This is a genomic window from Tissierella pigra (assembly GCF_009695605.1).
Lineage (GTDB): Bacteria > Bacillota > Clostridia > Tissierellales > Tissierellaceae > Tissierella > Tissierella pigra.
Genome location: NZ_VUNQ01000039.1, coordinates 1 through 26,432 on the forward strand (window position 1 = coordinate 1; position 26,432 = coordinate 26,432).

The 26,432-nt window shown below is 31.0% G+C and carries 21 protein-coding genes; 2 read left to right on the forward strand and 19 right to left on the reverse strand.

The window, feature by feature from the left end:
• Nucleotides 1-165: 165 nt before the first annotated feature.
• The 5 genes from FYJ83_RS14585 to FYJ83_RS14605 all read right to left on the reverse strand — a co-directional run bounded on the left by FYJ83_RS14585 (nt 166) and on the right by FYJ83_RS14605 (nt 5,831).
• Nucleotides 166-1,029 (reverse strand): uroporphyrinogen decarboxylase family protein, encoded by an 864-nt coding sequence (locus FYJ83_RS14585; RefSeq protein ID WP_154441691.1) that lies wholly within the window; start codon nt 1,027-1,029, stop codon nt 166-168.
• Nucleotides 1,030-1,042: 13 nt separating this feature from the next.
• Nucleotides 1,043-2,770 (reverse strand): ASKHA domain-containing protein, encoded by a 1,728-nt coding sequence (locus FYJ83_RS14590; protein WP_154441693.1) that lies wholly within the window; start codon nt 2,768-2,770, stop codon nt 1,043-1,045.
• Nucleotides 2,770-3,768, reverse strand: a complete 999-nt coding sequence (locus FYJ83_RS14595; RefSeq protein ID WP_154441695.1) for a uroporphyrinogen decarboxylase family protein — start codon at nt 3,766-3,768, stop codon at nt 2,770-2,772. The genes FYJ83_RS14590 and FYJ83_RS14595 overlap by 1 nt, the downstream gene beginning before the upstream one ends.
• A gap of 14 nt (nt 3,769-3,782) precedes the next feature.
• Complete coding sequence (locus tag FYJ83_RS14600) at nt 3,783-4,427, reverse strand: corrinoid protein (RefSeq protein WP_154441697.1); 645 nt, start codon at nt 4,425-4,427, stop codon at nt 3,783-3,785.
• 216 nt (nt 4,428-4,643) lie between these two features.
• Nucleotides 4,644-5,831 (reverse strand): L-lactate MFS transporter, encoded by a 1,188-nt coding sequence (locus tag FYJ83_RS14605; RefSeq protein ID WP_154441699.1) that lies wholly within the window; start codon nt 5,829-5,831, stop codon nt 4,644-4,646.
• A 1,103-nt stretch (nt 5,832-6,934) separates the two neighbouring features.
• Between FYJ83_RS14605 and FYJ83_RS14610 the strand changes: the two genes are divergently transcribed.
• The gene (locus tag FYJ83_RS14610; protein WP_154441701.1) at nt 6,935-8,470 is read left to right on the forward strand and encodes a putative polysaccharide biosynthesis protein; all 1,536 of its coding nucleotides are present in this window, start codon (nt 6,935-6,937) and stop codon (nt 8,468-8,470) included.
• Between the two features lie 69 nt (nt 8,471-8,539).
• Nucleotides 8,540-9,418, forward strand: a complete 879-nt coding sequence (locus tag FYJ83_RS14615; protein WP_195838016.1) for a DUF4349 domain-containing protein — start codon at nt 8,540-8,542, stop codon at nt 9,416-9,418.
• Between the two features lie 50 nt (nt 9,419-9,468).
• On the opposite strand, the gene FYJ83_RS14620 is transcribed toward FYJ83_RS14615, so the two are convergent.
• From FYJ83_RS14620 to FYJ83_RS14685, 14 genes are all read right to left on the reverse strand, one after another.
• Nucleotides 9,469-10,446: an ABC transporter ATP-binding protein gene (locus FYJ83_RS14620; RefSeq protein WP_154441705.1), complete on the reverse strand. Its 978-nt coding sequence runs from the start codon at nt 10,444-10,446 to the stop codon at nt 9,469-9,471.
• On the reverse strand, nt 10,436-11,437 hold the full coding sequence (locus tag FYJ83_RS14625) for an ABC transporter ATP-binding protein (RefSeq protein WP_154441707.1): 1,002 nt from the start codon (nt 11,435-11,437) through the stop codon (nt 10,436-10,438). The genes FYJ83_RS14620 and FYJ83_RS14625 overlap by 11 nt, the downstream gene beginning before the upstream one ends.
• 17 nt (nt 11,438-11,454) lie before the next feature.
• Nucleotides 11,455-12,300 carry an ABC transporter permease gene (locus FYJ83_RS14630; RefSeq protein ID WP_154441709.1) on the reverse strand — a complete coding sequence of 282 codons (846 nt, stop codon included), beginning with the start codon at nt 12,298-12,300 and terminating at the stop codon, nt 11,455-11,457.
• A 2-nt stretch (nt 12,301-12,302) separates the two neighbouring features.
• Complete coding sequence (locus tag FYJ83_RS14635; protein WP_154441739.1) at nt 12,303-13,244, reverse strand: ABC transporter permease; 942 nt, start codon at nt 13,242-13,244, stop codon at nt 12,303-12,305.
• Nucleotides 13,245-13,564: 320 nt separating this feature from the next.
• A complete protein-coding gene (locus FYJ83_RS14640; RefSeq protein WP_154441711.1) occupies nt 13,565-15,175 on the reverse strand; it encodes an ABC transporter substrate-binding protein in 1,611 nt (536 codons plus the stop codon).
• A 270-nt stretch (nt 15,176-15,445) separates the two neighbouring features.
• Nucleotides 15,446-17,224 carry an aminopeptidase P family protein gene (locus FYJ83_RS14645; protein WP_154441713.1) on the reverse strand — a complete coding sequence of 593 codons (1,779 nt, stop codon included), beginning with the start codon at nt 17,222-17,224 and terminating at the stop codon, nt 15,446-15,448.
• Nucleotides 17,214-18,296: an ethanolamine utilization protein EutH gene (gene eutH, locus FYJ83_RS14650; RefSeq protein WP_326828349.1), complete on the reverse strand. Its 1,083-nt coding sequence runs from the start codon at nt 18,294-18,296 to the stop codon at nt 17,214-17,216. Before eutH ends, FYJ83_RS14645 begins: the two co-directional genes overlap by 11 nt.
• Nucleotides 18,297-18,310: 14 nt before the next feature.
• Nucleotides 18,311-19,498, reverse strand: a complete 1,188-nt coding sequence (locus FYJ83_RS14655; protein WP_326828350.1) for an amidohydrolase family protein — start codon at nt 19,496-19,498, stop codon at nt 18,311-18,313.
• Nucleotides 19,492-20,610: an amidohydrolase family protein gene (locus tag FYJ83_RS14660; protein WP_154441715.1), complete on the reverse strand. Its 1,119-nt coding sequence runs from the start codon at nt 20,608-20,610 to the stop codon at nt 19,492-19,494. The genes FYJ83_RS14655 and FYJ83_RS14660 overlap by 7 nt, the downstream gene beginning before the upstream one ends.
• A 95-nt stretch (nt 20,611-20,705) precedes the next feature.
• Nucleotides 20,706-22,451, reverse strand: coding sequence for a peptide ABC transporter substrate-binding protein (locus FYJ83_RS14665; protein WP_154441717.1), 1,746 nt, complete (start codon nt 22,449-22,451; stop codon nt 20,706-20,708).
• A 58-nt stretch (nt 22,452-22,509) separates the two neighbouring features.
• Nucleotides 22,510-23,475, reverse strand: coding sequence for an ABC transporter ATP-binding protein (locus tag FYJ83_RS14670; RefSeq protein WP_216585768.1), 966 nt, complete (start codon nt 23,473-23,475; stop codon nt 22,510-22,512).
• Entirely contained in the window at nt 23,465-24,715 is a 1,251-nt protein-coding gene (locus FYJ83_RS14675; protein ID WP_195838017.1) for an oligopeptide/dipeptide ABC transporter ATP-binding protein, read from the reverse strand. Before FYJ83_RS14675 ends, FYJ83_RS14670 begins: the two co-directional genes overlap by 11 nt.
• A 28-nt stretch (nt 24,716-24,743) precedes the next feature.
• The gene (locus FYJ83_RS14680; protein WP_154441719.1) at nt 24,744-25,673 is read right to left on the reverse strand and encodes an ABC transporter permease; all 930 of its coding nucleotides are present in this window, start codon (nt 25,671-25,673) and stop codon (nt 24,744-24,746) included.
• Nucleotides 25,674-26,127: 454 nt separating this feature from the next.
• Nucleotides 26,128-26,391 carry a DUF2268 domain-containing putative Zn-dependent protease gene (locus FYJ83_RS14685; RefSeq protein ID WP_154441721.1) on the reverse strand — a complete coding sequence of 88 codons (264 nt, stop codon included), beginning with the start codon at nt 26,389-26,391 and terminating at the stop codon, nt 26,128-26,130.
• Nucleotides 26,392-26,432: the final 41 nt, after the last annotated feature.

The window sequence follows — 26,432 nt, forward strand, 5'->3', positions numbered from 1 at the left end:
TCTGTTATAATTGTTTTCATAAGGAAAGATCCCTCCGATTTTTGTTTGTTATGGTAAACAACATTATATCAGAGGTCTTTCCTTTTTTCATATTTACTTGTCACAAATGTATTGTCTCATATCAAATTTCTAGAAATGTAAAATACTAGGAAAGGAAAATTTCCATTATTTCAGTTTACATATAATCATTTCACCATAAGCCTTATTTAGTTTTAAACATCTATGACCTATAAACTTTATATCCTTTTCTTCCTTTTTTATGTTTTCAATCATCTCAAAATAAGTTTTACCTTCCACTTTCTTTCTTTCAATATCTAGAAGTCCTATTGACTCTAAGGAAGTAGATGTTTTGCCACATAGATGAACTACTGTATTTCCTGTAATATTATCTTCTATCCTTTTCAATATATTATATACTGATTTTCCCGACATCTCTTTATATACTTTTGGTCCAACTATATCTATAGTTCCTGTAGGATCAGCAAATGAAATAATATTTACTTCTTGTTCCATAGCTTTTAGTGTAAGTTCCACTATACTGTCCTCAATTATAGACAATAATCTATTGATCATTTCCTTTTCTTTTCTTATGGATTTATAAAATAACTGACTATCTAAAATGGAAGTAACTACACTAATAGGTCCTGTTATATTCAGAACTATATTTTCTCCTTCTTCCTTTAATATATCTATTGCCTTTAAAACTTCAAATATTCTTCCCCTTTTTAAATCTATCTTTTCCATTTCTGGGATTTGGTCTATGTTCTCAATTCCATATTTTATTATTCTATTTCCTACGTCTGGATTAAAAGCTACAGTAGAACCAAAAGATTCTGCTTCTACTGTATGACAAAGTGGCAGACTACAATAATCTTTATTATTATAGTCTTTTAATTTCTTAGCCAATATTGACATTTTTAATGCTTCTTTATTACCTTCTTCATAGGAAATATTTAGTTCCTGTAGGATTTCATCAGGTATTATTTCGACTTCGTTTCCTGTACATTTGAATATATTTTGAACTGCCATTTAATCACCTTTTCTAAAAGTTTAATTGAGATATAAATACATCTTGAAATTTTTCTCCCATGGATAATTCTAAAACTTTCATTTCTCTCCTTATGGTATATGCTTTTTCAAGATATTCTTTATTAATTAGTGCTAATCTAGCCCCTTCTAAAGAAGTATTACCTAAGAAATATATTTCTCCATTAAATCCATTGGGAATAAGCCCTATGATTTTTATACTGTTAGGGTTAACATGATACCCAAATGAGCCTGCAATATATATTTTTGGTATTTCCTCTATGTTCAATTCCATTTCCTCTAGCATTAAAATTACACCAGCAGCTATGGCTCCCTTTGCCAACTGAATTTGTCTTATATCTTTTTGAGAAATATATATGTCCTCAGTTATATAGAATTTTTTATCTACTAATCTATCTTTTATTTTAGAATCTAGGTTTTTATTCCATCTTCCTGATTTCATCAATATATTTCTTTTAACTAATGCCGCCGCTATATCTATTAATCCACTACCACAAATTCCTGTAGGATTTTCATCTTCTATTGTGGTAAATTGAATATTATAGTCTTCGTCTATATCAAAGCTTTCTATTGCTCCTTTTTCTGCACGACACCCACATTCTATATTCATTCCCTCTAGAGCAGGTCCTGCTGCTGTAGATGTACATATTATTTCTCCGTCTTTTATGGCTGCCATTTCACCATTTGTTCCTATATCTATAAATATAGCCTCTTTATTATTTTGGAAATCTGATGCTATAATCCCTGAAACTATATCACCACCTACATATGATGATGCAGATGGAATTATACTAAGTATTGCTTCCTTATTGGATTTGATATTTATATGATTTGCTTTAATATTCTTTGGACTTAATACTATGGACCTATAAGGTGCCTTAGATAAAGATACTGGACTTATTCCAAGTAAAAGATGTATCATAGTGGTATTGGCAGAAACTATAATATGATATATATCATCTTTATTATAAATACTCCCTAACAATATCTCTATGGAGTTATTTATATCTTCTATTATTAATTCCTGCATTTCACTAGCACCTAATGGATTCTCCATACAATATGAAATTCTTGTAAGTACATCTCCTCCATATTGAGTTTGAGGATTGAGAGAGGAATATCTTTCTATTATTTCTCCATCTTTTAAATTTATCAAATAATATGAAACACCTGTAGTCCCAATATCTATACCTACTCCTAGTATTTTCTTTTCACAATTACCAATATCCATTAGTTCTTCTTTAAATACTACTCCCCATATTTCTGTAGAATCATTTTCTTCCATATGACTAATCTTTTTATATAGTTCTACTGAATTAAAGGAGTAATTTAAAGAGTCCACATAAGGTATGGATTTTTCTCTATGAATACTTGGTAATTTAATAGATTTAATAGAGCTATCTACAGCTACATCAATACTAAATCCTTTATGCACTGTTTTAAGTGATTTTTCATTGTGTATTAATCCTACTTCCACATTTCCAAGAACTTTTGCCATACAGGACAATCTTTCATTTTTACTTTCATCAATTATTTCTCTTTCTTTAGAACTTGGTTCTGATAACTGTCCTTTTTTAATTATTACCTTACATTTGCCACAAAACCCCATACCATTACATGGAGTTTCCATCTTTAACTTTGTCTTTCTAATGGCATCTAGCAAAAAACTTCCCGTTTCTACTTCAACATCTATATTCTCTTTAGTAAATTTAACTATAGGCATTAGATACTTCCTTTCACATAATCTGTCATGGCTTTTAGATTTTCTATGGGAGTTGACATACCTAGACCACAGGCAGGTGATACAATGTCCACACCAGAATCCATAGCATTTTTAGTTATTGATATGATTTTATCTGTAGGTCCATTCTGTAACAGTAAAGTACTTACATTTCCCATAAGTTTTGTTTTAAGAGTTTTTCTTGCAAATCTCATATTTACTATGGAATCAAAGCTAAGGGCAGCAACATCTAATGTATCTAAACTATCTATTATGGTTTTTGCATCTCCACAGATATGAATAATAACAGGAATATTTATTTCTTTCATTCTATTTAAGAATTTAATATACATAGGCATTGCAAATTTATCAAAATTCTTTCTACCTAGTATTTCACCTGTTGCTGTAGGATCTGAAATCGCTATTATATCTGCACCAGCATGAACCATTTTTTCTGCATATTCTATTAGATATAAATTTATATATTCTATAAATTTATATGCCTTATCTGGCTCTCTTCTCAACATTTTAAATAATTTCATGGGGTCTACAATAGAAGTAGCTGTACTTATGGGTCCAGTAATATTTCCTATTACAGGTATTTCATCATTCTTTAGCCCTTGAATTGCTTGTATTACAGTTTTAGCCCTAAAGTTCATATTTATATTTGGGTCAAAATTATCCATTATTTTTTCTAAATCATCTTCGTTATATGCCAATACTCTTGGTTCATTATTTTTATCACCTTCACTGATTTTTACACCAAAAGATTCTGACTCGCAAGTCATACAAAAAGGAACTCCATAGTTTTCAAATCCTGTAAGTTCTCTTACCTTAATAGCAGTAGATACCATAGCTTCCACATCAATATTATGATTGGAGTGCATATCTTCTATAATCTCTGTAACAGCAGCATTCATCATCCCTCCTGGACATATGACTGGAGGTCTATCTACTTTTTCTCCATTTAAAACTTTTAAAATTCTTTCTTTTTCCTTCATTGTATCTCTCCATTTTAATTATTTGCAATTAGTTTCATTCTTCTTACTGCTTCGTTTGCGTCTACAGCATAGGCATCGGCCCCTATTTCATCGGCAAATCTTTGAGATATAGGTCCTCCACCTACTAGAACTTTATATTTATCTCTAATATTACTTTCCTCTAACATATCGATTACCTTCTTCATTCCCATCATAGTTGTAGTCATTAAAGTTGACATACAGATAAAATCCGCCTCTACTTCTTCTGCCACTGTAATAAAGTTTTTAAGAGGAACATCTCTCCCTAAATCATATACTTCTATTCCAGCAGATTCTGTCATTATTTTCACTAAATTTTTCCCTATATCATGGGTATCTCCCTCTACTACTCCAATAACCACTTTTATAGTATTTTCTCTATCCTCTTTTTCAATATGAGGCTTTAATATATCTAGTCCTATATTTAAAGTATCTGAACATATTAGTACTTCAGGTAAAAAATATTCCTCTTCTTCATAAAGTTCTCCTACTCTATCCATTCCTGATATTAAACCTTTAGTAATTGTTTCATTAGGTGGTATAAGCACTTCTAAAGATTTATTACAAAGCTCCTCTACTAATTCATCATCCATTTCTACTACAGCATCACTTATTTCTTGAAATAATTTTTCCTTCTCCATTTTGTCATCTCCAATTATTATTTACTTTGTTAATTATTATTTTATCTCAATTAGCCCTAGTATTCTAATAGGTATTATTTATCTGCCATCTTGTATCTATAGGATAATATAATAGTATTAATAGTATGAAAATAAAGTTTCTAAATCTAGAAGTTTCCTTCTATATAAATAAAAACGAATCCTTGAATGGATTCGTTTTTATTTACAATATATTTTTTATTTTTTCTTCACCATAAACGTAATTCCTATGGCGATTAAAAGAAGAACTCCCGCTACTATATAAGCATAATTATAAGTTCCAGTAAAATCCAATATAGTAGCTGCTGTCATAGGTCCTATTACTCCTCCTAGTCCCCAAGCCGTAAATAATATTCCATAGTTCATACCAAAATTTTTACTTCCATAAGCATCTGATGCCATGGCTGGAAATATGGCGAATCCTCCTCCATAGCATAGTCCTGCTATGGCAACTCCAATACTAAGTAATGCTACATTTGAATATACGGCGAAACTAAACATATTTATCATCTGTAATATAAATATAAATCTAACTAAAGTAAGTCTATCTACTTTATCAGATATAAGTCCACCAAGTACTCTTCCCAAACTATTAAAAATAGATAATATAATTACTAAAATAAATCCAGCTTCCCATTTTATCTGAAGCTTTGCTATATTGGATATATGTCCAATAATCATCAGTCCAGCTGATGAAGATAATCCAAGCATTACCCATAATTTATAGAAATATTTATCTTTTATTATATATTTCCAATCATAGTCTACACTTATATTTTTCTGTTTATTTACTTCTTTATTTTCTGGAATAAAATTCTGTGGTGGATTCTTTATAATTAAAGATAATGGTATGGCTGTAAGTAAAACAAATATTCCCAAATAGGAAAATGTTTTAGATATACCAACTGAGTTTATAAGGTAATTGGATAATGGTGAATAAAATGCAGAGGATAGTCCTACTCCTGCAACTACTATTCCTGTTACCATACCTTTTTTCTCCTGTGAAAACCATTTTACAACAGTAGCAGTAGTTGCAACATTTATAATACCTGAACCTGCTCCAACAAGTATCCCCATTGTAAATACCATAAGTATAGGGCTAGTAGTCATTCCTGAACAAATCAAACCTATTCCGATTAAAATACCTCCTGCTGTAGCAGGTATTCTAGGTCCCTTAGAATCTACTATTTTCCCAAATATAACCATTGCTATTACAAAGGATATAGTTAATACAGTATAGGGAAGAGATGCTTCTTTGCTTGTCCAATTCAGCTCAGTGACAAGCGCCTTGCTTATTACACTCCAAACATACATTATTGCTGAAATAAAGTTAATTCCTGCTGCGGCTGACAGTACTATATATCCTCTCTTATTACTATTCTTCATCTTATCCTCCTTTTAATTTTTTATGTATACAGTATAAGATTATACCATTGAACAATTCTGTCTACAAGAGGAATAGGGTCTTGTTCACAATAAACATCCACCTCCGAAAAATCAAAGGTTCAATTTCCTTGCAAAAAAATGATATAACTTATTCCATAATTTTCCTAGATTTAGTTTCTACCTTATGATATTATTAAAACTAGTATATACTTTATCTGTTCTTCTTGCTAAAGGGCAGATTAACGGAGTTTAAGTTTATATAATACACAGATATAGGGAGGTTATTATGAGTATAAAAAATATCATAAAACAACTATTGTATATGTTTTTGCCAGCTGTTTTTTTCAGAGTATTGTATGGAAAGTTAGGAATACCCATAGCTTTAAGCATCTCTATCAGCATCAGTACTATTATGATTTTATACAATCTTAAGAAACATAAAAAGATTAACAATTCGCTTATAATCGGGTTTTGTCTAACTCTATTTTCATTATTAGGCTGTGTTTTTTCGGGCAATGATCGGTTCATGTTTTATCCAGCTGTACTTGAAAACTTTATTTTAGTAGTCATTCTCTTAATCTGTATAATAAAAAAAAGGTCTTACTCATATTTTTTCGCTAAAGATTTTGAAATTCCATATATCAAAGACATGGATGAAAGTGTTTTTCTACCGACTAATTATGCGTGGCTTCTTATATTTTCAATAAGACTTTCTTTAAGGGTAATCAGCTTGTTAAGTACAAATATAAGTTTTAACAGCTTATATTGGGTATCATTTTTGGCTGGTGACCCCATAACAATTCCTGTATATATTTATACATATTATTTTTTTAGGAAAAAAATAATAGAACATTGTGACGACAGTTCACAATAATACTTACTACACTTTTTAGTATCCATTTAAGTTGTCGAAAATAAAAATTAAATATGGTTAATATATTACTTTGTATGTCACTTGATTATGTAAATTTTCTCTGACATACAATTTTTTATTTTATTCTATAAAAATTAGACCATCTCCTCATAAGTTCCATAATAAAGATAATATAATCACTTAAAGAACATATAAATTAATATTGGACTTTTTTTAAGAGGTGATTTTTTTGAATAAAAACGGATTTATTTATGGTTCAGTTTTTATGGTTTTTATGAATTTTTTTATGAGAATCATTGGATTTGCTTATGATATTTTTCTATCTAAACTCTTAGGAGCAGAGTCTATGGGATTATTTCAAATTGGATTGTCTACCCTTATGACATTTTTGATTATAACAATCTCTGGAATTCCTACTGCCCTCACAAAGATAATTGCAGAAGAAAACTCTAAAAGTGGTCCTAATAATGTAGAAGGTATTTTTAAACTAACTTTTATATTTAATTTTTTATTGGCCATTTTACTTAGTGGAGTCTTAATATTTTTCTCAGATTTTATAGCCGTTAAAATGCTTAAAAACAAAGATATGATTCTTGGAGTATATTTTATGGTTCCAGCTATTATTATATTTTCTTTAAGCAATGTATTAAAAGCATATTTCTATGGAATGAAGAATATGGTGACTCCTGGTCTTGCACAAATAATTGAACATTTCACTAGGTTTGTTGGGGTTATGGCTATTATATATTGTGTAAAGCCTACAAATCCAATTAACGGAGCTATAATAGCACTAATTGGTCTTAGTATTGGAGAATCCTTCGATTTACTATGGTCCATATACTGGAAAAATCGTTTATATAAAAGGAAGAAAATTCCCCATAATGTAAGCAGTATAGCTTTGTTTCTAAAACTTTTGACTATGGCAGTTCCTTTAACTGTTGCTGGTTCTTTTCAAGTTGTATTCAGGTTTACCAATACTGTTTTAATTCCTAGCAGACTTATGGCTTCAGGATATAGTAGCAGTGAGGCTATATCAACCTTTGGAAGAATTATGGGAATGGCTATGCCCCTTATTCATCTATCCTTTATAGTTACAGCTGCTTTGGTTCTTAACCTGATTCCAAGTCTTTCAGAACAGATGGCTTTAAAGAGATATAAGGAGATGAAAAGAGATATAAATCTATCTATAAAGGCAACTATTCTTGTTTCTCTGCCTTTGACAGCAATATATACTGTGTTTTCTAAACCTTTAGCAGTATTTTTATATAGTGATATAAAGGTTGCACCTTATATATATATTATGGCTTTTGGTACTATTCTTATGGCTTTACAGAACACTATTTCAGGTGTACTTCTAGGTCTAAACAGCCAAGTGCAGGATACTATAAACGGAATCATTAGTATGGTCATTAGAATTATTCTTATTTATATATTAGTGGGAAACCCTCAATTTGGAATCAACGGATTTTTTATTGCATTTTATGTATCTATTATAGTAGCTCTTATTTTGGACTTAATTGTTTTACGTTCTGTAATTAAGCTGAATATCAATTATCTAGATATTATAGGGAAACCTCTTTTAGCCACTATATTTATGATTGGAGCAATACTTTTAACTACCCATGATTTATCTAACCTTCAAAGCTCTAATTTTATTGGATTTATATCTAGCCTTTTAGTAGGCATAATAGCTTATATATTTATTTTGGTAATTACAAAGGCAGTACCTAAAAACTTCTTTAGACGATTCCTAAAATCTAAATAGTTTTGTAAAAAATTTGTAACCTATACTTTGACATATCATTGTATAATAGTGGAAAAGGAGATGAGAAATTTGAAAAATAGAAGATTAATCCTTATAGTAGCTTTTATTTTAAGTTTTTCCATAATATTTTCAGGATGTGCTAGAAAAGGCATATCAAAATCAGAAACTTCTTATGATATGGCACCTATGGAAACAGAGGAAAATAAAATTTCTGGAATTAGAGATGATTTAATAGTTGAAAACTCTAGTATTGATTCAGTTGAACCTGAAAAGATAATAACTACAGTTTTAATTTCTATGGAAACAAAGGAATTCATGGTTACCACTGACAAGTTGAATGAATTAATTACAAAATATAAAGGCTATGTTGAAAACTCTGATATATATTATAATAATTATATTGAGCATAGTGGATTAAAAAACTCTCATCATTCCATAAGGATTCCTAAAGAAAATCTTAATCAGTTTGTAGAAGAACTCAAGGAAATAGGCAACGTTATTTCAGAAAATACCTCTAAGGAAGATATAAGTAAAACCTATAGAGATACAGAGTCTAGACTTAGAGTTTTGGAAGCAAAGGAAAAAAGAATCCTTGAATTATTAAATAAAGCAGAAAAAATGGAAGATATAATAGCACTGGAAAACCAACTTAGTACCATTATCTATGAAAAAGAAAATTTAACTATAAATATAAAGGATATGGATGATAAAATAGATTATTCTACTGTATATTTTGAATTAAGAGAAGTATCAAAACTAAGTTCTAAAGACAATAGCAAAACTCCTTTTTCTACTAAAATTGCAAACGCCTTTAAGGATTCTCTATATTTCTTTACTTCAAATATTGAAAACTTAGTTGTATCTCTTATATATTTCTTGCCATATGGTATAATAATTGGAGTTGTAATTTATGTTTTATTAAAGTTTAGGAAAAAAAGAGGGGAATAATTAAAATATTTTAATCACTCTGTACGGGCATACAGAGTGATTACTTTTTCTTAATATAAATGACATGCCACAAAATGGTCTTTTTCTACTTCTTTAAGTTCTGGCTCCAGGTTGTTACATTCCTTTTTCTTATATTTACATCTAGTGACAAATCTACATCCTGTAGGAGGTTTAAGAGGGCTTGGTACATCTCCTTCTATTACTCTTATGGGATTTTCTCTGGCTAATTTTGGATCTGGTTCTAGTACTGAGGATAATAAAGCTTTAGTATAAGGATGTAGAGGGTTTTTATATATAGCATGGCTAGGTCCTATTTCTACTAGTTTACCTAAATACATTACTCCAATACGCTGAGATATATGTCTTACCATAGATAAATCATGGGCTATAAATAAATAAGTCAGCCCCAATTCATGTTGTAAATCCTCCAGCATATTGACTACCTGTGCCTGAATAGATACATCGAGGGCTGATATAGGCTCGTCACATAGTATAAATTCTGGATTAATAGATAAAGCTCTTGCGATGCCTATTCTCTGTCTTTGCCCTCCACTGAATTCATGAGGGTATCTATCTAAATGTTCCTTAGTTAGTCCTACTTTTTCTATTAGTTCTAATACTCTTTCATATCTTTCTTTTTTGTTTCCTATATGGTAAACATCTAAAGGCTCAGATACCAAGTCCTTTACAGTTAAAGTTGGATTAAGAGAGGCATAAGGGTCTTGAAATATTACCTGCATTTTTCTTCTATAGGGTTTCAATTTTTTTTCTTTTAATTTAGATATATCTACCCCCTTATAATATATCTCTCCACCATTTATATCAAACATTCTAATAATACTTCTGCCTGTAGTAGATTTTCCACATCCAGACTCTCCCACTAATCCCAAAGTTTCTCCTTGATTTATATAAAAGCTAATATCATCTACAGCCTTCAGATAATTGGTGCTACCAAATAAAGAGGATTTACCTACTGGAAAATACTTCTTTAAATTCTTTACTTCTATTAACTTATTCTTATTTTCCATTAGATTCATCTCCTTTCTTTATACTATTATCTAAAAGCCAACACATTGCCCTATGATTTTCTCCATCATAATAATACTCTGGTTCTTTGTTACATATATCCATGGCATGAGGACAGCGTTCTTTAAAGGGACATCCAGAAACTATTTTTGCTAAATCAGGTGGATTTCCCTTTATAGGTATAAGCCTTTGTCTTTCTTCTGTATTTTTCTTTGGTAAAGATTGCAGAAGTCCCCTTGTATAAGGGTGCATCGGATTATAAAAAATATCATCTACAGTTCCTTCTTCCATTATAAGTCCACCATACATTACAATTACTCTAGAGCAGGTATTTGCTACTACTCCTAAATCATGGGTTATTAAAATAATGGAAGTATCTATTTTTTCCTTTAACTCCATTAGGAGTTGAAGGATTTGAGCTTGAATAGTTACATCTAAAGCTGTAGTAGGCTCATCTGCTATAAGTAAATCTGGCTCACAGCTTAAAGCCATGGCAATAATTGCACGTTGTCTCATACCACCGCTAAATTCATGGGGATAATTGCTATACCTTTCTTCTGGTGAAGGAATTCCCACCATTTTAAGCATTTCTATTGCCTTTTCCCTAGATTTAGCCTTACTTAATCCTTGATGTCTTCTGATAACATCGGATATTTGAGAACCTACTGTAAATACTGGATTAAGGGAAGTCATAGGGTCTTGAAATATCATGGCTATGTCATTACCCCTTATTTTCATCATTTCTTTTTCAGATTTTTTAACTATGTCTTCGCCTTTATAAATAATCTCACCATTTGTGATTTGTCCTGTTCCTTTTAAAAGTTTTATAATGGACATAGATGTAACAGATTTTCCACTTCCTGATTCTCCAACTACTCCAAGGACTTCTCCCTTTTGTAAATCAAAGGAAACTCCACGAATTACTTTTACTTCTCCGCTATTATTAAAAAAGGAAACCTTTAAATCCTTTATGTTTAGTAAGGGCTCTTTCATTTTAAAACTCCTTTCCCCTAATCATTATTTGCCTTAGGCTCAAAGGCAACTCTAAATATATCTCCCAAAATATTAAAACTAAGTACCGTAAGTAATATTAATATTCCAGGAAATAAAGCTAAATATGGTGCATCTCCTATATATCCTTGAGCATATTTAAGCATACTTCCCCAAGATGAGTCTGGCTGACGTACTCCTAAACCTAAAAAAGATAAAGAAGACTCCGTAAGTATGGCTCCTGCAATATTTAAGGTTGATGCAACTATAACTGTAGGAAAGATATTTGGTATAATATGCTTTAGCATAATAGTTCGAGACTTTTCTCCAGTAACTTTTGAATACAATACATATTCTCTTTCCTTAACTGAGAGAGTCTCGCCTCTAACTATCCTTGCTATTCCCATCCAACTAAACAAACCTATGATTATAATTATATTTTGAATTCCAGGTTTTAAATATGCGTTTAGTATAAGTATCAAGAAAAATGTAGGTATACTCATTAAAATATCTATAGTTCTCATAATCAAACTATCAATTCTTCCACCAAAATAACCACTAATGGTTCCAACTATTGTTCCTATTACTGTGGAGATTATCATAGATAGAAATCCAACTGTAAGGGACACTCTTCCACCATATAATGCACGGGCAAAATAATCTCGTCCCATTTCATCTGTACCAAATATATGCTCCTTATTTGGAGACTTTAAACTGTTCATTATATCAATTTTATTTGGATCATGAGGAGCTAAGAAAGCAAGAATAGATGCAATTAATAATATTGCTATGACTATTACAGCAATAATTCCCAGTTTGTTTTGTTTTAACTGATATTTTAAATTTCCTCTTAACCTGCTATTCATTATTAACTCAACTCCTTAATCCTTGGATCTGCAATACCATATAATATATCAGATAATAGATTTCCTATAATTAATATCAAAGATGAAAACATGGTAATAGCCATAATAAGGGGATAATCATAACTAAATATAGATGTTATGCCAAGCTGACCCATACCTGGCCATCCAAAAATACTCTCTGTAATAAATGCACCTGATACTAGGTTTGGTAAAGACATTCCAAGTATTGTAATTACAGGTAAAATTGCATTTTTTAATACATACTTATATAACACTTCTCTTTTACTAGCTCCTGAAGCATATTCTACTACTACATAGTCCTCTTTTAACTGTGATATGGTACTTGACCTAATATATCTGGCTATGGTTGCTATACTTTGTAAACTTAAAACGATTGTAGGCATTATTCCATGTTTTATTAAATCCCAAGTTGTATGAACTCCTATGGTCCTCATACCAATACTAGGTAAAAGTTTTAATTTTAAAGATAAAACATATACTAACATCATTGCAAACCAAAAACTGGGTATAGAAATCCCAAGGTAAGAAATAAAAGTTGCAATATTGTCAAATGCCTTATTCTGGTTGGCTGCTGAAACAAGACCTATTATAATACCAATAATCATAGATGTAATTAAAGATGCTCCCATGAGACCTAAGGTAGCTGGAAGTCTCTCTGCTATTTGTACTCCTACTGGTCTATGATTTACTAATGAATAGCCTAAATCACCTTGTAATGTGGATTTTAGCCATCGTATATATTGTATATGCAAAGGACTATTTAGCCCCATATTTTCCCTTATTGTCTCTATTTCTGCTGGACCCATTTCAGGAGTAATATATGCTTGAACAGGGTCTCCTGGTGCTAATTGTATAAGAAGAAATGAAACTATAGATATGGCAAATAGCATTGGTATTGCTTGAACCACTCTTTTTACAATCATTCTTACCACAAAAATTCCTCCTAATATAATTACAAAAGTAAACTGAAATTCAGTTTACTTTTGTGAACTTTATTTAAATTGGTTACTATTCACAGCTGCCCAATATAATAAAAATACTAAACGAACATTTGCAGGACATGACTATAATTCTTAGGGAATGTAAGCTGAAAAACCGTTAAGCAACTTGCACTGTTTGAGCGTAGCGAGTTTGCAAGTTGTAGGATTTTCAGCTGGAATTCTCTATAGAATTATTCATGTCTGAAACAGTGAGTGTGTATTTTTATTATATTTATTTCATTGGCTGTGAATAGTAGCTTAAATTATTTCATGATATAAAGTTTAGATAAATCTCTAAACATAAATATTGGAGCTGGTGTTGCTTCTTCTATTCCACCAAATTCACTGCTTATTGCCACAATTGAATTTGGGTAGGCTATTGGATATACTACCATATCATCCATTAGTTGTTTTTGAATACTTTCATAGATTTCAGCCCTCTTAGCTTCATCTGTTTCAACTACTCCTGCCTCCCACTTTGCATCTAATTCTTGATTCTCATATGCCATGAAATTGTTAAAATCTCCTGTACGGAATAAAGGCTTATATCCGTTTGGCTCTACTCCCATTACATATCCGTTAAATGCTAAGTCGAAATCAGTACTTGAAGCATCTAGTAACTTATCATAGAAAGCTCCTCTTTCCATAGGTATAAGTTCTAATTCTACCCCAATTTCTTTTAATTGCTGCTGCATAATTAGTCCAAAACCTTCGTTCTCTTTACTTGAATTAATATATGCTAATCTTAATTTTAGATTTTCAGCTCCTGCACCTTTAAGAAGTTCTTTTGCTTTTTCTACATTATACTCATATTTCTCTACTTCATTAGTATGGAATTGTGTACTTGGTACAAAAACTGAGTATGCTTGTTCTGCATATTCTTCTGATTTATAAACTCCTGTTACTAACTCTGCCCTGTTGATTCCATATGCAATTGCTTTTCTTATATCTTCATTTTGTAAATCTTTGTTAGATAGTTTAAATACCATATTATTTAACATACCTTCTTTATATGTCACTACATTAATATTTTCTTCTGAATTGAATTTATCTAAATCAGCAGTAGTAATATATCTAGCAGATAGCTCTCCATTTAATAAAGCTGTATTTGCAGCATTTGGATCAGCTATTACTCTAAATACTACTGATTCTAAATTTGCTTTTCCATCAAAGTATTCATCAAATCTTACTAATTCTACTTTTTCCCCACTTTTCATTTCTTTAAATTTAAACGGTCCTGAACCTATTGGTTCTAAATTCTTTGGACTTTTTTGCAAATCTGCCTCTGCTTCAAATATATGCTGAGGTATTGGACGAAGTCCACCTAAGCTACCCATAAATGGTACTGAAATTTCTGGTAATACAAATTCTACTGTTACATCATCTATCTTTTTAGCTTCTACTGGTTTACCATTAATTACAAATGAACCTCTGGAGTTAGCATTTTGCTTTTCATCAGTTATTGAATTCAATGTAAATATTACATCGTCTGCATTTAAATCTTCTCCATCATGCCATTTTATACCTGATTTTAATTTCAAAGTATATGTTAAATAATCTTCTGATGGTGTGATACTTTCAGCTAAATAAAATTCTGTTCCTTGTTCATCAACAACATATAATGGTGAAAATATTGCATTATTTATAGTCATTGTAACTCTATCCCCTGCATATAATGGATTCATTACATTAGGGTCACTTCCAATTGGAAGTATAAAGATTCCTCCATCTACTTTCTGTGGAGCTGCTGACTCTTGTGCCGTATCCTTTGATGTATCAGTTGTTTGTTCTTCTATTGGAGTTTTATTACCACAAGCTGTAGATACTACCATCACTAAAGCAAGTAGTAACACTAACCATTTTTTATTTTTCATTCTAATCCTCCTAAACTTATTTTATTCACTAGTTTTCCCAATTGCTATTGTACATCTACTTATGCAGATGAATCAAATCAATTATTTATATGGAGGAGCATATGAATATAGACAAAATTAATTGACTGAATCTTCGCCACTTCCTGTATTTATCAATCCTTTTAATAACTATATAATAAATAATAATGCTCCCTCTAATGTGTAAGATTGTAATTAAAAATCTGTTTACATTAGGGGAGCATATAGTAAGCCCTTATTTTGTTATTCTTTTTATATGTTTTTTGTTTCTTCTTTTAGCCAAGCTTTTTCTTCTTCAGTTAAATGAGAAGAAAGGTTATTATATACTTCTTTATGATATTCATTTAACCATAACCTTTCACTTTCAGATAATAAGCTTACATCTATTCCCTCTAAATCTATTGGTACAAATGATATTGTGTCGAATTTCATAAATTTACCAGAGTCAGTTTTTATATCTTCTACTACTACTACAACGTTTTCTATTCTTATACCATGACTTCCTTCCTTATATACGCCTGGCTCTATGGTAATTATCATTCCTTTTTCCAATACAACAGTATTTGAGACCATGGCAAAACCATGAGGCCCCTCATGTACATTTAGTAAAAATCCTACACCATGTCCAGTGCCGCATTTATAGTCTATGCCTTCCTGCCATAATGGGTATCTTGATAACACATCAAGGCTATGTCCTGTAGCACCGTAAAGGAATCTAGCGTTTCCCAAATTTATATGAGCCTTTAATGTTAAGGTAAAATCTCTTTTTTCTTCTTCTGTTATTGAACCCATTACTGCTGTTCTAGTAATATCTGTAGTTCCATCAAAATATTGTCCTCCTGAATCAATTAAATATAGACCTTCCTTTTTAATCTCAGAACTTGAGTCTTCATCAGCTGAATAGTGCATCATTGCAGCATTCGCTTTATATGCAGATATAGCTCCAAAACTTGGTTCAATAAATCCTTCTTGCTCTTTCCTAAATTCTAGTAACTTTTCTTGGGCAGAATATTCCGTAATATAAGTATTACCTACATTTTTATCTAACCAGTATAGAAATTTTACTAAAGCAACACCATCTTTAATATAGGCATTCTTTTGATTTTCTATTTCTGTAGGATTTTTAATTCCCTTTAGCTTTGTTGTAATATCTATTCCTGATTCTATAGTACACTCTGAAGGTATTGATTTATATGTCCATCTATTTATTCTATTTTTATCTAAATATATTTTCGAATTTTTATCTAATGATTTTATATAGTCAATTACTTCTTCATATGCAGCTATTTGTACATCATTTTCACTTAAGAAAGTTTTAACTTCAGAATTTATCTTTTCCTTGTCTACAAATAAATAAGCTTCATCCTTTGAAATTAGGGCATAGGAAATAACAACAGGATTATGTAATACATCTTTTCCTCTAATATTATAAATCCAAGCTATATCATCTAGGCTCCCTATTAAAACATAATCTATATTTTGTTTTTCCATTTCTTTTCTAACTTCTTCTATTTTTTCCTTACCAGTTTTTCCTGTATATTTTACCTCATGTATGAATGCCTCTCCCTTAGGAATACCTGGTCTATCTTCCCATATTTCTCCTACTAAATCATATTCATCAATGAATTTAATATCTTTTCCCTCAAATTCCTTTTCTAAACTTTCAACTGAAGACTGTGAAAATACTTCCCCATCAAAACCTAAAGTATCTCCATCTTTTAATTTCTCATTTAGCCATTGACTATAGGTTGGATATCCTGGAATCCTCATTTTAAATAATTTATATTCTGAACCTTCTAGTTCTTTTTCAGCTTGAATAAAATATCTGCCATCAGTCCATAGAATTGCTTCATCTTGAGTGATAACTACAGTACCAGCTGACCCTGTAAATCCTGATATCCAAATCCTTCCTTTATAGTAATCTGCCACATATTCAGATTGATGCGGATCTCCTGTATTTACTATATAGGCACTAATTCCTTTCTCGCTCATTAACTTCCTTAATTTTCTTAGTCTTTCATTAATAGTCATATTTGACCTCCTTAACCTTTTCTAATCTTAAAAATAATATAGATATAAATATTGCAAAAATTCCTCCTACTAATTTGCTGACTATAAATGGATTAATATTATCTGGTGAAACAGAGGATATATACGCAAGCTGTCCTCCAAAGGTAAATGCACCTGATACAATAAATGAAGCATTTATTACCTTACCCTTTTCATTCATTTTATCATAAATTCCTAACATGGGAATACAATTGGCCAGGGAGCTTAAAATACCCAGTACGGAGTATTCATCAAGCCCTACTTTTTCACTAATATTAGATAAAAATTTATTTAACTTTTGAGATATAAAGTGAAACATTGGATATGCTCCAGATAGTATAATTCCTATTTTAGCAACTAATAATATACCTTCTTCTAAAGGTATCATACCAGGAATCAAATTATATCCAAAAATAAAACTAATTATATTTAATATTAAGCCTATGGTGCTAATTATAACAATAACTTTACCTAATATATTAAAGGTCTTGACCATCTTATCTGGAAATTTAAGTAGTCCACAAATTATTAAAATGGAAAATATAATGACTGGTACTAGATTATATACAATGTCCATAAATTCAATTCCCATTATAACTCCACCTACAATCATTCCCAAAGGCAAGGCAGTAATACCACCCAAAATTCCTTTAGCAAAGAATTTAAAATCCTCCTTTGATATAAGACCAACTGCCACTGGAATAGTAAATGATATAGTGGCTCCTAAAGTAGAAGCTAATATTAGTCCATTGAATTCACCTATTATTGATGAATTTGCTATTTCAATACTAGTATTATATCCTCCTAAATCTACTGCTAATATGCTACTTAAAAAAACAGAGGGATCTACATTAATTAGTTTTGATAATGGACCTAAAACAATCATAAGCTTTTCTCCTATAATTGGAGATAAGCTATAAATGCCAATTATACTTAGGGCTAAATCTCCCATGGCTTTAAATCCCTCTTCAAACTTCTCTCCTAATCCAAATTTATTGTTTAGTATCTTATCTATTCCTGCTATAATTGAAAATACAATCATTATCTGAATCACTTTATACCTCGCTATTATGGATTAGAGGAATATACAATTTTTCCATCTATTATTGTGTTAATCAATTTTGCATTTGTATTGTATGTTGGCATTCCTTTAAACAATAGTAAATCAGCATCTTTTCCTTCTTCTATACTTCCTACTACATCATCTATTCCAAGTATTTTTGCAGGATTTATTGTTATCATTCTTAGGGTTCTTTCCACATCTAATCCTGAACGAACTGCTTCTCCAGCATGATGAACTAAACTATCTATATTAAGTATTGGAGCATCTGTTGTTATGGCAGTCAATACTCCTCTATTATCTAATTCTATTACGCTTTCTATATCTATTAATCTAGCCTCCCCAAAGCTTTTTATTGACCCTAAAGGTCCAAAAACTATGGAACACTTAGATTCTACTAATTCTTCTATATAATCCCTGGCACCCCAAGCATGATCAATGGAAAATTCTAAATTAAATTTCTTTGCTACTTCTATTGCAGTCATCATATCAAATTGAGTACAATGTATTTTTAATGGAATTTCCTTTTTAATCGCTGGTATAATGGCTTCTAAATCTCTATTATATTTAGGCATTTCACCTTTTCCCAATTCTGCTGCTTCTTTTTCTTCTAAGTATTTAATTGCTTTATTAAATGAATCTATTATTATATTAGGAATAGCCATTCTACTTGATGGTGTCTGGTTTCTATCACCATAAGTCCTCTTAGGATTTCCCCCTAATGCCACCTTTAATGCTACTGGGTTTTTAATTGTCATATCAAATATATTATCTCCATATGTCTTGGCAGCAAAAACTAATCCACATATTACATTTCCACTGCCTGGTGTAATTCCCAATGTAGTTATACCATTTTCATAGGAATATTTAAAGTCTGGAGACTTTGGATCAACTCCATAAATCGCTTCCATATTAGCTGTTATACTGTTGGTCATTTCATTCAAATCATCAATACTAGTGGACTCACTGAAGTTCATACCACCTATATGGGAATGACAATCTACAAATCCTGGTAACAAAACTAATCCATCTCCATCAATTATTTCAATATCCCTAGTAGATTCAGAAATAATTGATTCTAAATAAGACTCATCATCTCCAACCTTAATTATCTTTTTTCCCTCAACTATTACATAACCTTTTTCTATTATTCTATCAGCCATTGTATAAATCTTACTATTTCTTATTACTAACACCCTAACCCCTCCTCTGAATATACAAGCTCTCCACCAACTATTGTATTAGAAACTCTTGCATCATAATATTCAATAGGGTTCTTTGTATATATGACTATATCAGCATACTTCCCTTCCTCAATACTTCCTAAGATATTATCTATGCCTAGTATTTTAGCAGGATTCAGAGTCATGATTTTTACAATATCTTCCTTATCTATTCCAGCTTTGTAAAACTCTATGGCATTCCAAAGGTACTTTACTTTTCCAGACATACCATAGTCTCCAGAAATTGTAAAACTTACTAAATTTCCTTCTTTCATTAGTCTAGAAATTTTATATAGATCTGTGTTATTATATTTTCCTTTTGTAAGATATATTTGTTCTCCAACTATAACAGAGGCATTAGACTTTATTATACTATCAATACATTTATCTCCTTGATAAGCTCCTACAATAGCAAGTTTTATATTAGTTCCCTTAATTATTTCAATAAGGGCATTTATTTCGGCTGAAGTATTTGCAGTAATAATTAATGGCAGTTTTCCTTCTACAATAGAATTAACTATTTCCTTACTTTCATCACTTAATTCTAATTTATTATTTAGAAACTCCTCTAATCTTGAAAATATGCCCATTTTTGTCATAGGAAACATCTTTTTCTCACCATACTGTTCCTTAACATTGTTAATGACAGAACCCTTTATTCCTATGGGTTCCTTTATTAACATGGTGCTTGAGTTTTTCCCCCAAGTTCTATATGCAGCCATTTGTCCTCCTATTATATTTGAGTTTCCTGGAGATGCACCTATGGTTGTTATTCCTACCTTATATAGTTCTTCTAAGTCAATTTCTCTATGATTAAAGGAATATTTTATTTTACACTCTGGTGTTATAGGACTTGATATTTCATTATTGTCCTTTATACTAAAGGAAATATCTGTACATCCAAAACTACTTACCGGATCAATAAATCCTGGGAAAACTTCCTTACCTTTTGCATCAATTATTATATTATCATTAGTCCTAATATTTTTATTTATTTCTTTTATAATCCCATTTTCTATTAAAATATCATAATCAATTAATACTGTTCCATTACCAACATGAATATTTCCATTTTTTATAATCAAATTGTTACCTCCTTATTTATAACTAACAATGATGTGAAAGCAAGACCTAGTTTTTTTACCTACTAAGTCTTGCTTTCTTATATCAAGGGGTAGTGTTATTTTCCTGATATATGCATTAAGCTATAATCTATACTTGAATGTGGATTAGTATAATATCCTTTTACATATTTAGCTAAGAAAACAGTAGATGTTTTACAATAAGTAGGAGCAATTACACCTGTACCTACAAGAAGTTTTTCTGCTTCTACAAATAGTTCTGCTCTCTTTTGGTTATCTGGAGAATTAGAAGCCTCTTCTAATATTTCAGCATATCTCTCAGCATCTGGTCCAGTCCAACCTGATTTAGTACTGTTGAAATATCCATTAACTGGTTCATATAATTCTAATATAGCATTAGGGTCATTATAATAAGGTCCCCATCCTGCAGTACATATATCATAATCTCCTGCGTCAACTCTATCCCACATAACATTCCACTCTATCATATCTATTTTTATTTCAACGCCTAGTTTTTCCTGCCATTGTTGTAATAACCACTCTGCTGATTTCTTAGAATACTCTGTTGTACCTCTTGTTGCATAGCTAATATCCATCTTTGCTGGATCTGGATCTAATCCTTCTTCCTTAAGTCCTTCTATTAAAAGCGCCTTTGGATCTGGATACTTTTTCATAAGTTCCTTTAAAACTTCGTTTTGTCCATTAACCCTTTCACTATATAGCTTATCTCCTACATTTGTAACTCCTGGCATTACAGAATATAATGGTTCTCCTTCACCTTCTCTTAGATCTTCAATATATTTTTCTCTATCATATGCTAATGAGAAAGCTAATCTTATTTTTGGATTTTTGAAATATTTATTTTTAGCATTAAATCCTAAGAATTCTGGTGCATTGTTAGGTATTACCATTGATTCAAATCTACCATCTTCAATAATTAATTCCTTCCAATTAGGATCATTTGTTGTAACAACATCAATCTCTCCACTGATTAACGCCTGTACAGCAGTTGCAGGGTCTTGTATAAGTTTTCTCTCGATTTTTTCAAGTTTCATGTTTTTAGCATCCCAATGACTTTCGTTTTTCACGAATGTTATTTGAACATTTTGATCCCAGCTTTCCATTAAGAAAGGTCCGTTCATTACAATTTTATCTATAGATGAACCATAGTTATCCCCAAATTCCTCATACTTATCTTGTCTAACTGGTTTTGCTCCAGCTAGTAAATCTAGAAAATATCCATAAGGCTTAACTAATGTAAATTCTATTGTTTTCTCATCTACTACCTTAACTCCTATGTCTTCTGGTTTTTTATTATAATCTGGATTAGTTCCATCGTTATAAAGTGACTCCCCAAAATTTAAAATTACCCCGTCAAATAGCCAAGCATTAGTAGATCCAACTTCTGGTGTAGCCATTGTTCTAAAAGTAAATAAGAAGTCATTTGCTGTTACAGGAACTCCATCATTCCATACAGCATCTTCCCTAATATTAAAAGTATAAATAGTTCCATCTTCACTAATTGTCCAGTCCTTTGCAGCAGCAGGCTTTATTATACCATTACCTTCTTCATCAGCCACATCTGCAACTAATGTTTCATAAATAAAATTTTGAACATTATTATCTGGACCTGTGGTATTTGCCATTGGATTAAGTCCTGTTATATCACTATTGTCACTATATTTATATACTTGTTCTTTATCCATTTGCAATTCATTTTTATTTATGTCGTTAGTATCACCTGTAACTACTGGTGAATCTTCAGTTTTACCGCATCCTGCTAATGTACCTAAACACATTACTAAAACAATAATTAAAATTGCTACATTTCTAATTTTTTTCATTTTTGCCTCCTATTAATAATATTTTTATACTTTAAAAGCATTGGCTATTAAAGACTTCTTATTTTCTTATCATATGACAAGATACAAAATGTTCCTTCTCTACCTCAATGAATTCAGGTACTTCCTTTGTACATATTTCCATAGCATGCTTGCATCTTGAAGCAAACTTACATCCCGGAGGAGAATTAATAGGGCTTGGTATCTCGCCATCTATTGGTATCCTTTTTTTCACCTTCTCCTCCTTAGGATCAGGTATTGGAATTGCAGATAATAAAGCTTGTGTATATGGGTGTAATGGTTTTTTATAAAGATTTTCACTAGTTGTAAACTCTACCATACTACCAAGATACATTACACCAACTCTATCAGAAATATGTTTAATCATTGATAGGTCATGTGCTATAAATAGGTATGTAAGACCTCTTTTCCTTTGTAATTCAATTAAAAGGTTTACAACTTGTGCTTGAATAGAAACATCAAGGGCAGAAATTGGCTCGTCACAAACAATAAAATCTGGTTCAATGGCCAATGCTCTTGCTATTCCAATTCTTTGTCTCTGACCTCCTGAAAACTCGTGGGGAAATCTTGAAACATGTTCCCTATTTAACCCTACAGTTTCAAGTAATTCAAAAATCTTTTCTTCTCGTTCCTTTCCCTTATATAGAGAATGTATGTCTATTCCTTCTCCAATTATATCCCCCACTGTCATCCTTGGATTTAAAGAAGAATATGGATCTTGAAATATAATTTGAGCTTTTTTAGCAAACTCCTTTTTTTCTCTATTATTAAACTTGTGTATATTAACTCCATCGTAGATAACTTCTCCTTCTGTAGCTTCATATAGACCCATTACAGTTTTTCCACAGGTTGTCTTACCACAACCTGATTCTCCTACTAACCCTAATGTTTCACCTTTATAAATATTGAAGCTTACATTATCAACAGCTTTTAATACACTATTTTTACTAATCTTAAAATGCTTTTTTAAATTCTTAACCTCAATTAATACTTCTTTAGTAGCCACATACCTCACCCCTTTTTACTAATACCTCTGGCACTCCACTTAATTCAGCTCTTTTATCATGTAACCAACAGGAACATTCCTGTGTTTTACTAAAGCTTGTTGTCTCTGGATGTTTTACTCTACAGATTTTCATGCCATGCTCACATCTTGCCGCGAATGGGCAACCAACTGGAGGATTTATTAAATCTGGAGGAGTACCTGTTAAAGAATATAAAGTTTCCTTATGATTTGAATTTAACTTCGGTACAGAGTTTAAAAGTGCAAGAGTATAAGGATGTTTTGGATTGTAGAAAATTTCATCTACTGTTCCTCTTTCAACAATTTTACCAGCATACATTACTTGTATTCTATCTGCAACACTTGCTACAACTCCTAAGTCATGGGTAACTAAAATAACACCTGTATTCAATTCTTTTTGTAAATCAGCTATTAAATCCATGATTTGAGCCTGAATAGTTACATCTAATGCAGTGGTAGGCTCATCAGCAATTAGCACATTTGGATTACAGGCAAGGGCAATTGCAATCATAGCACGCTGTCTCATTCCTCCTGAAAATTCAAAAGGATATTGATTTAGTCTCACTTTTGCATTAGGTATTCTAACTAATTCAAGCATTTTTAAGGCTATATTTCTTGATTCTCTATGAGACATATTACTGTGCAAGAAAACACTTTCAGCAATTTGATCTCCAATTTTCATAGTAGGGTTTAAAGATGTCATTGGATCTTGAAATATCATTGAAATTTCTTTTCCCCTTATTTTAGACATTTCTGCCTCATCAAGATGCAGAAGATTTTTACCTTTAAAATTAATCTCTGATCCACCTTCCCCAATTACTGATTGAGGCTTAGGTAGTAATCCCATAATTGCTTTGGCTGTTACTGTTTTTCCACATCCCGATTCTCCTACTATTGCAAGGTTTTCTCCCTTATTTAAATAAAAATCAATTCCTCTAACAGCATAGGCAGTACCTGTTGCAGAAGAGTCCATATACTGATAGTCTTTTCCTGAAAGTGATGGTCCGATATATATAGTAAGTACTACAAATATTAAGAGAACCAGTCCAACAATTGCTAACTTATTTGATTTAAATCTTCTCCAAACATCTGCCCAATAAGTTAACGAAGGTTTATTTATTGCCTCATCATCTAAACCCTTTATTCCAACTCTTTCAAACATATCATCTGTAACAGTCATTTCATTCTTAAGTACTTCTACATTGCTTTCTAAACTATTCATATTATCATTACCTCACTATTGTTTTTATCTAAGATTCTGTAACTCTAATTCTTGGGTCAACAATACCATATAAAATATCCACTAATATTAATGCCAAGGTATATAATATTGCAAAAAATATAGTCAGTCCTATTATCATAGTATAATCACTATCTGACACAGCCTTTACATAGTAATTTCCAAGTCCAGGTATGGAAAACATCTTTTCAATTATAAAGGAACCTCCAAATATACCTGCAACTGCTGGCCCTATCATAGTAACTATTGGAATCATGGAGTTTCTTGTAATATGTTTTCTAACAACCCTAGGTTTTTTACATCCTTTTGCTTTTGCAGTAAGTACATAATCCTCCGTCATTACAGAAATAGTACTACTTCTCATAAACTTTGTATAACTTGCAATTCCTCCTATGGCGTAGGTTGTAACTGGTAAAATATAATGTTTTAATTGTCCCCAGCCAAAAACAGGTACTAATTTCCACTTAAAGGCTATAAAGTATTGTAAAAGTGCTGCTACTACAAAGCTGGGAACACATATTGCAATAACAACCCAGACCCTTATAATATGATCACCTATCTTTTCTCTATTGAGTGCTGAAATTAGCCCCAGTAAAACGCCAATTGTTATTTGTAGAGCTAATGCTATAATCCCTACTTTTGCAGATATGGGAGCATTTTTCTTTATGACATCATTTGCAGATTGACCTGTATAAATAATCGATTCTCCAAAATCACCAGTAGTTAAAAGATTTTTCATGTATATAAAGTATCTTTCGGTTACTGGCTTGTCTAATCCATATTTAACTCGAATTACTTCTTGTGCTTTTTCAGGCATTTGCCCAACCTTAGCTGCAATAGGATCTCCTGGAGCACCAGCTATTAAAAAAAATGTTGCTGTAATAATTAAAAACAAAGTAATTAATGAATACCATACTCTTTTAATAATGAATTTAAGCATAAATAAATCTACCTCTCTTATAAATTAAAATTATGAAAATATAGTTACCTATTATATTTTTCTATTCACCTCCTTGACCATATTATTAAGCAATCTCTATGCCAAGTTTTTACTTTAATGAAACTTAGTGATACCAATGTATTTATCAATCTCAATAAAAAAAGAATTAAAGAAAAGTATTAAATTTAATACTTTTCTTTAATTCTTTTAAAACTAGTATGAAATTTCAGACTAAATTTACAATTATAGTAGACTTTATTCCTTTTCATCTATTTTATATCTCTTTAATTTACTAGATTTTATTATCTATAGTAGTAACTTTAATGCAGCCCTTTGTAAAAAGAATGTGAAATCTTAAAAATTAAATCTTTTCCTATTTCTTTGTTATCCACTTTCCTTTATTCTAATTAATAATATATTACAATCCAATAAAACTTGTCAAAACTCTAAATCATCAATTATTATATTCTTCCAACCTCTTTTCCAAACTTTCCTCATACCCACTCTTTTCTAAAATCTCTTTAGCATCCATTTCAGTCCATTCTTCTATACTAACATCCGGGTTGTTCTTTATAAATTCTTGCATTATATTGTATCCTATTTTATAACCACAATTTGTTGGAATACCTTTGACCCCTCCAAAAATTATCTCTCTTTGATATTTATAATCTACACTATTAAGATTCTCTTCTATCTTATTCCACATTTCTTTTTCCATTATTATTGGAAGTGGAACTGTACTTGTCCGTCCAGTTCTAC

What these genes read in the sequence shown, in the direction of transcription:
- FYJ83_RS14585 (WP_154441691.1), bottom strand. Translation starts at nt 1,029, where the DNA reads ATGGCAGTTCAAAATATATTCAAATGTACAGGAAACGAAGTCGAAATA.
- FYJ83_RS14590 (WP_154441693.1), bottom strand. Translation starts at nt 2,770, where the DNA reads ATGCCTATAGTTAAATTTACTAAAGAGAATATAGATGTTGAAGTAGAA.
- FYJ83_RS14595 (WP_154441695.1), bottom strand. Translation starts at nt 3,768, where the DNA reads ATGAAGGAAAAAGAAAGAATTTTAAAAGTTTTAAATGGAGAAAAAGTA.
- FYJ83_RS14600 (WP_154441697.1), bottom strand. Translation starts at nt 4,427, where the DNA reads ATGGAGAAGGAAAAATTATTTCAAGAAATAAGTGATGCTGTAGTAGAA.
- FYJ83_RS14605 (WP_154441699.1), bottom strand. Translation starts at nt 5,831, where the DNA reads ATGAAGAATAGTAATAAGAGAGGATATATAGTACTGTCAGCCGCAGCA.
- FYJ83_RS14620 (WP_154441705.1), bottom strand. Translation starts at nt 10,446, where the DNA reads ATGGAAAATAAGAATAAGTTAATAGAAGTAAAGAATTTAAAGAAGTAT.
- FYJ83_RS14625 (WP_154441707.1), bottom strand. Translation starts at nt 11,437, where the DNA reads ATGAAAGAGCCCTTACTAAACATAAAGGATTTAAAGGTTTCCTTTTTT.
- FYJ83_RS14630 (WP_154441709.1), bottom strand. Translation starts at nt 12,300, where the DNA reads ATGAATAGCAGGTTAAGAGGAAATTTAAAATATCAGTTAAAACAAAAC.
- FYJ83_RS14635 (WP_154441739.1), bottom strand. Translation starts at nt 13,244, where the DNA reads ATGATTGTAAAAAGAGTGGTTCAAGCAATACCAATGCTATTTGCCATA.
- FYJ83_RS14640 (WP_154441711.1), bottom strand. Translation starts at nt 15,175, where the DNA reads ATGAAAAATAAAAAATGGTTAGTGTTACTACTTGCTTTAGTGATGGTA.
- FYJ83_RS14645 (WP_154441713.1), bottom strand. Translation starts at nt 17,224, where the DNA reads ATGACTATTAATGAAAGACTAAGAAAATTAAGGAAGTTAATGAGCGAG.
- FYJ83_RS14665 (WP_154441717.1), bottom strand. Translation starts at nt 22,451, where the DNA reads ATGAAAAAAATTAGAAATGTAGCAATTTTAATTATTGTTTTAGTAATG.
- FYJ83_RS14675 (WP_195838017.1), bottom strand. Translation starts at nt 24,715, where the DNA reads ATGAATAGTTTAGAAAGCAATGTAGAAGTACTTAAGAATGAAATGACT.
- FYJ83_RS14680 (WP_154441719.1), bottom strand. Translation starts at nt 25,673, where the DNA reads ATGCTTAAATTCATTATTAAAAGAGTATGGTATTCATTAATTACTTTG.
- FYJ83_RS14685 (WP_154441721.1), bottom strand. Translation starts at nt 26,391, where the DNA reads ATGGAAAAAGAAATGTGGAATAAGATAGAAGAGAATCTTAATAGTGTA.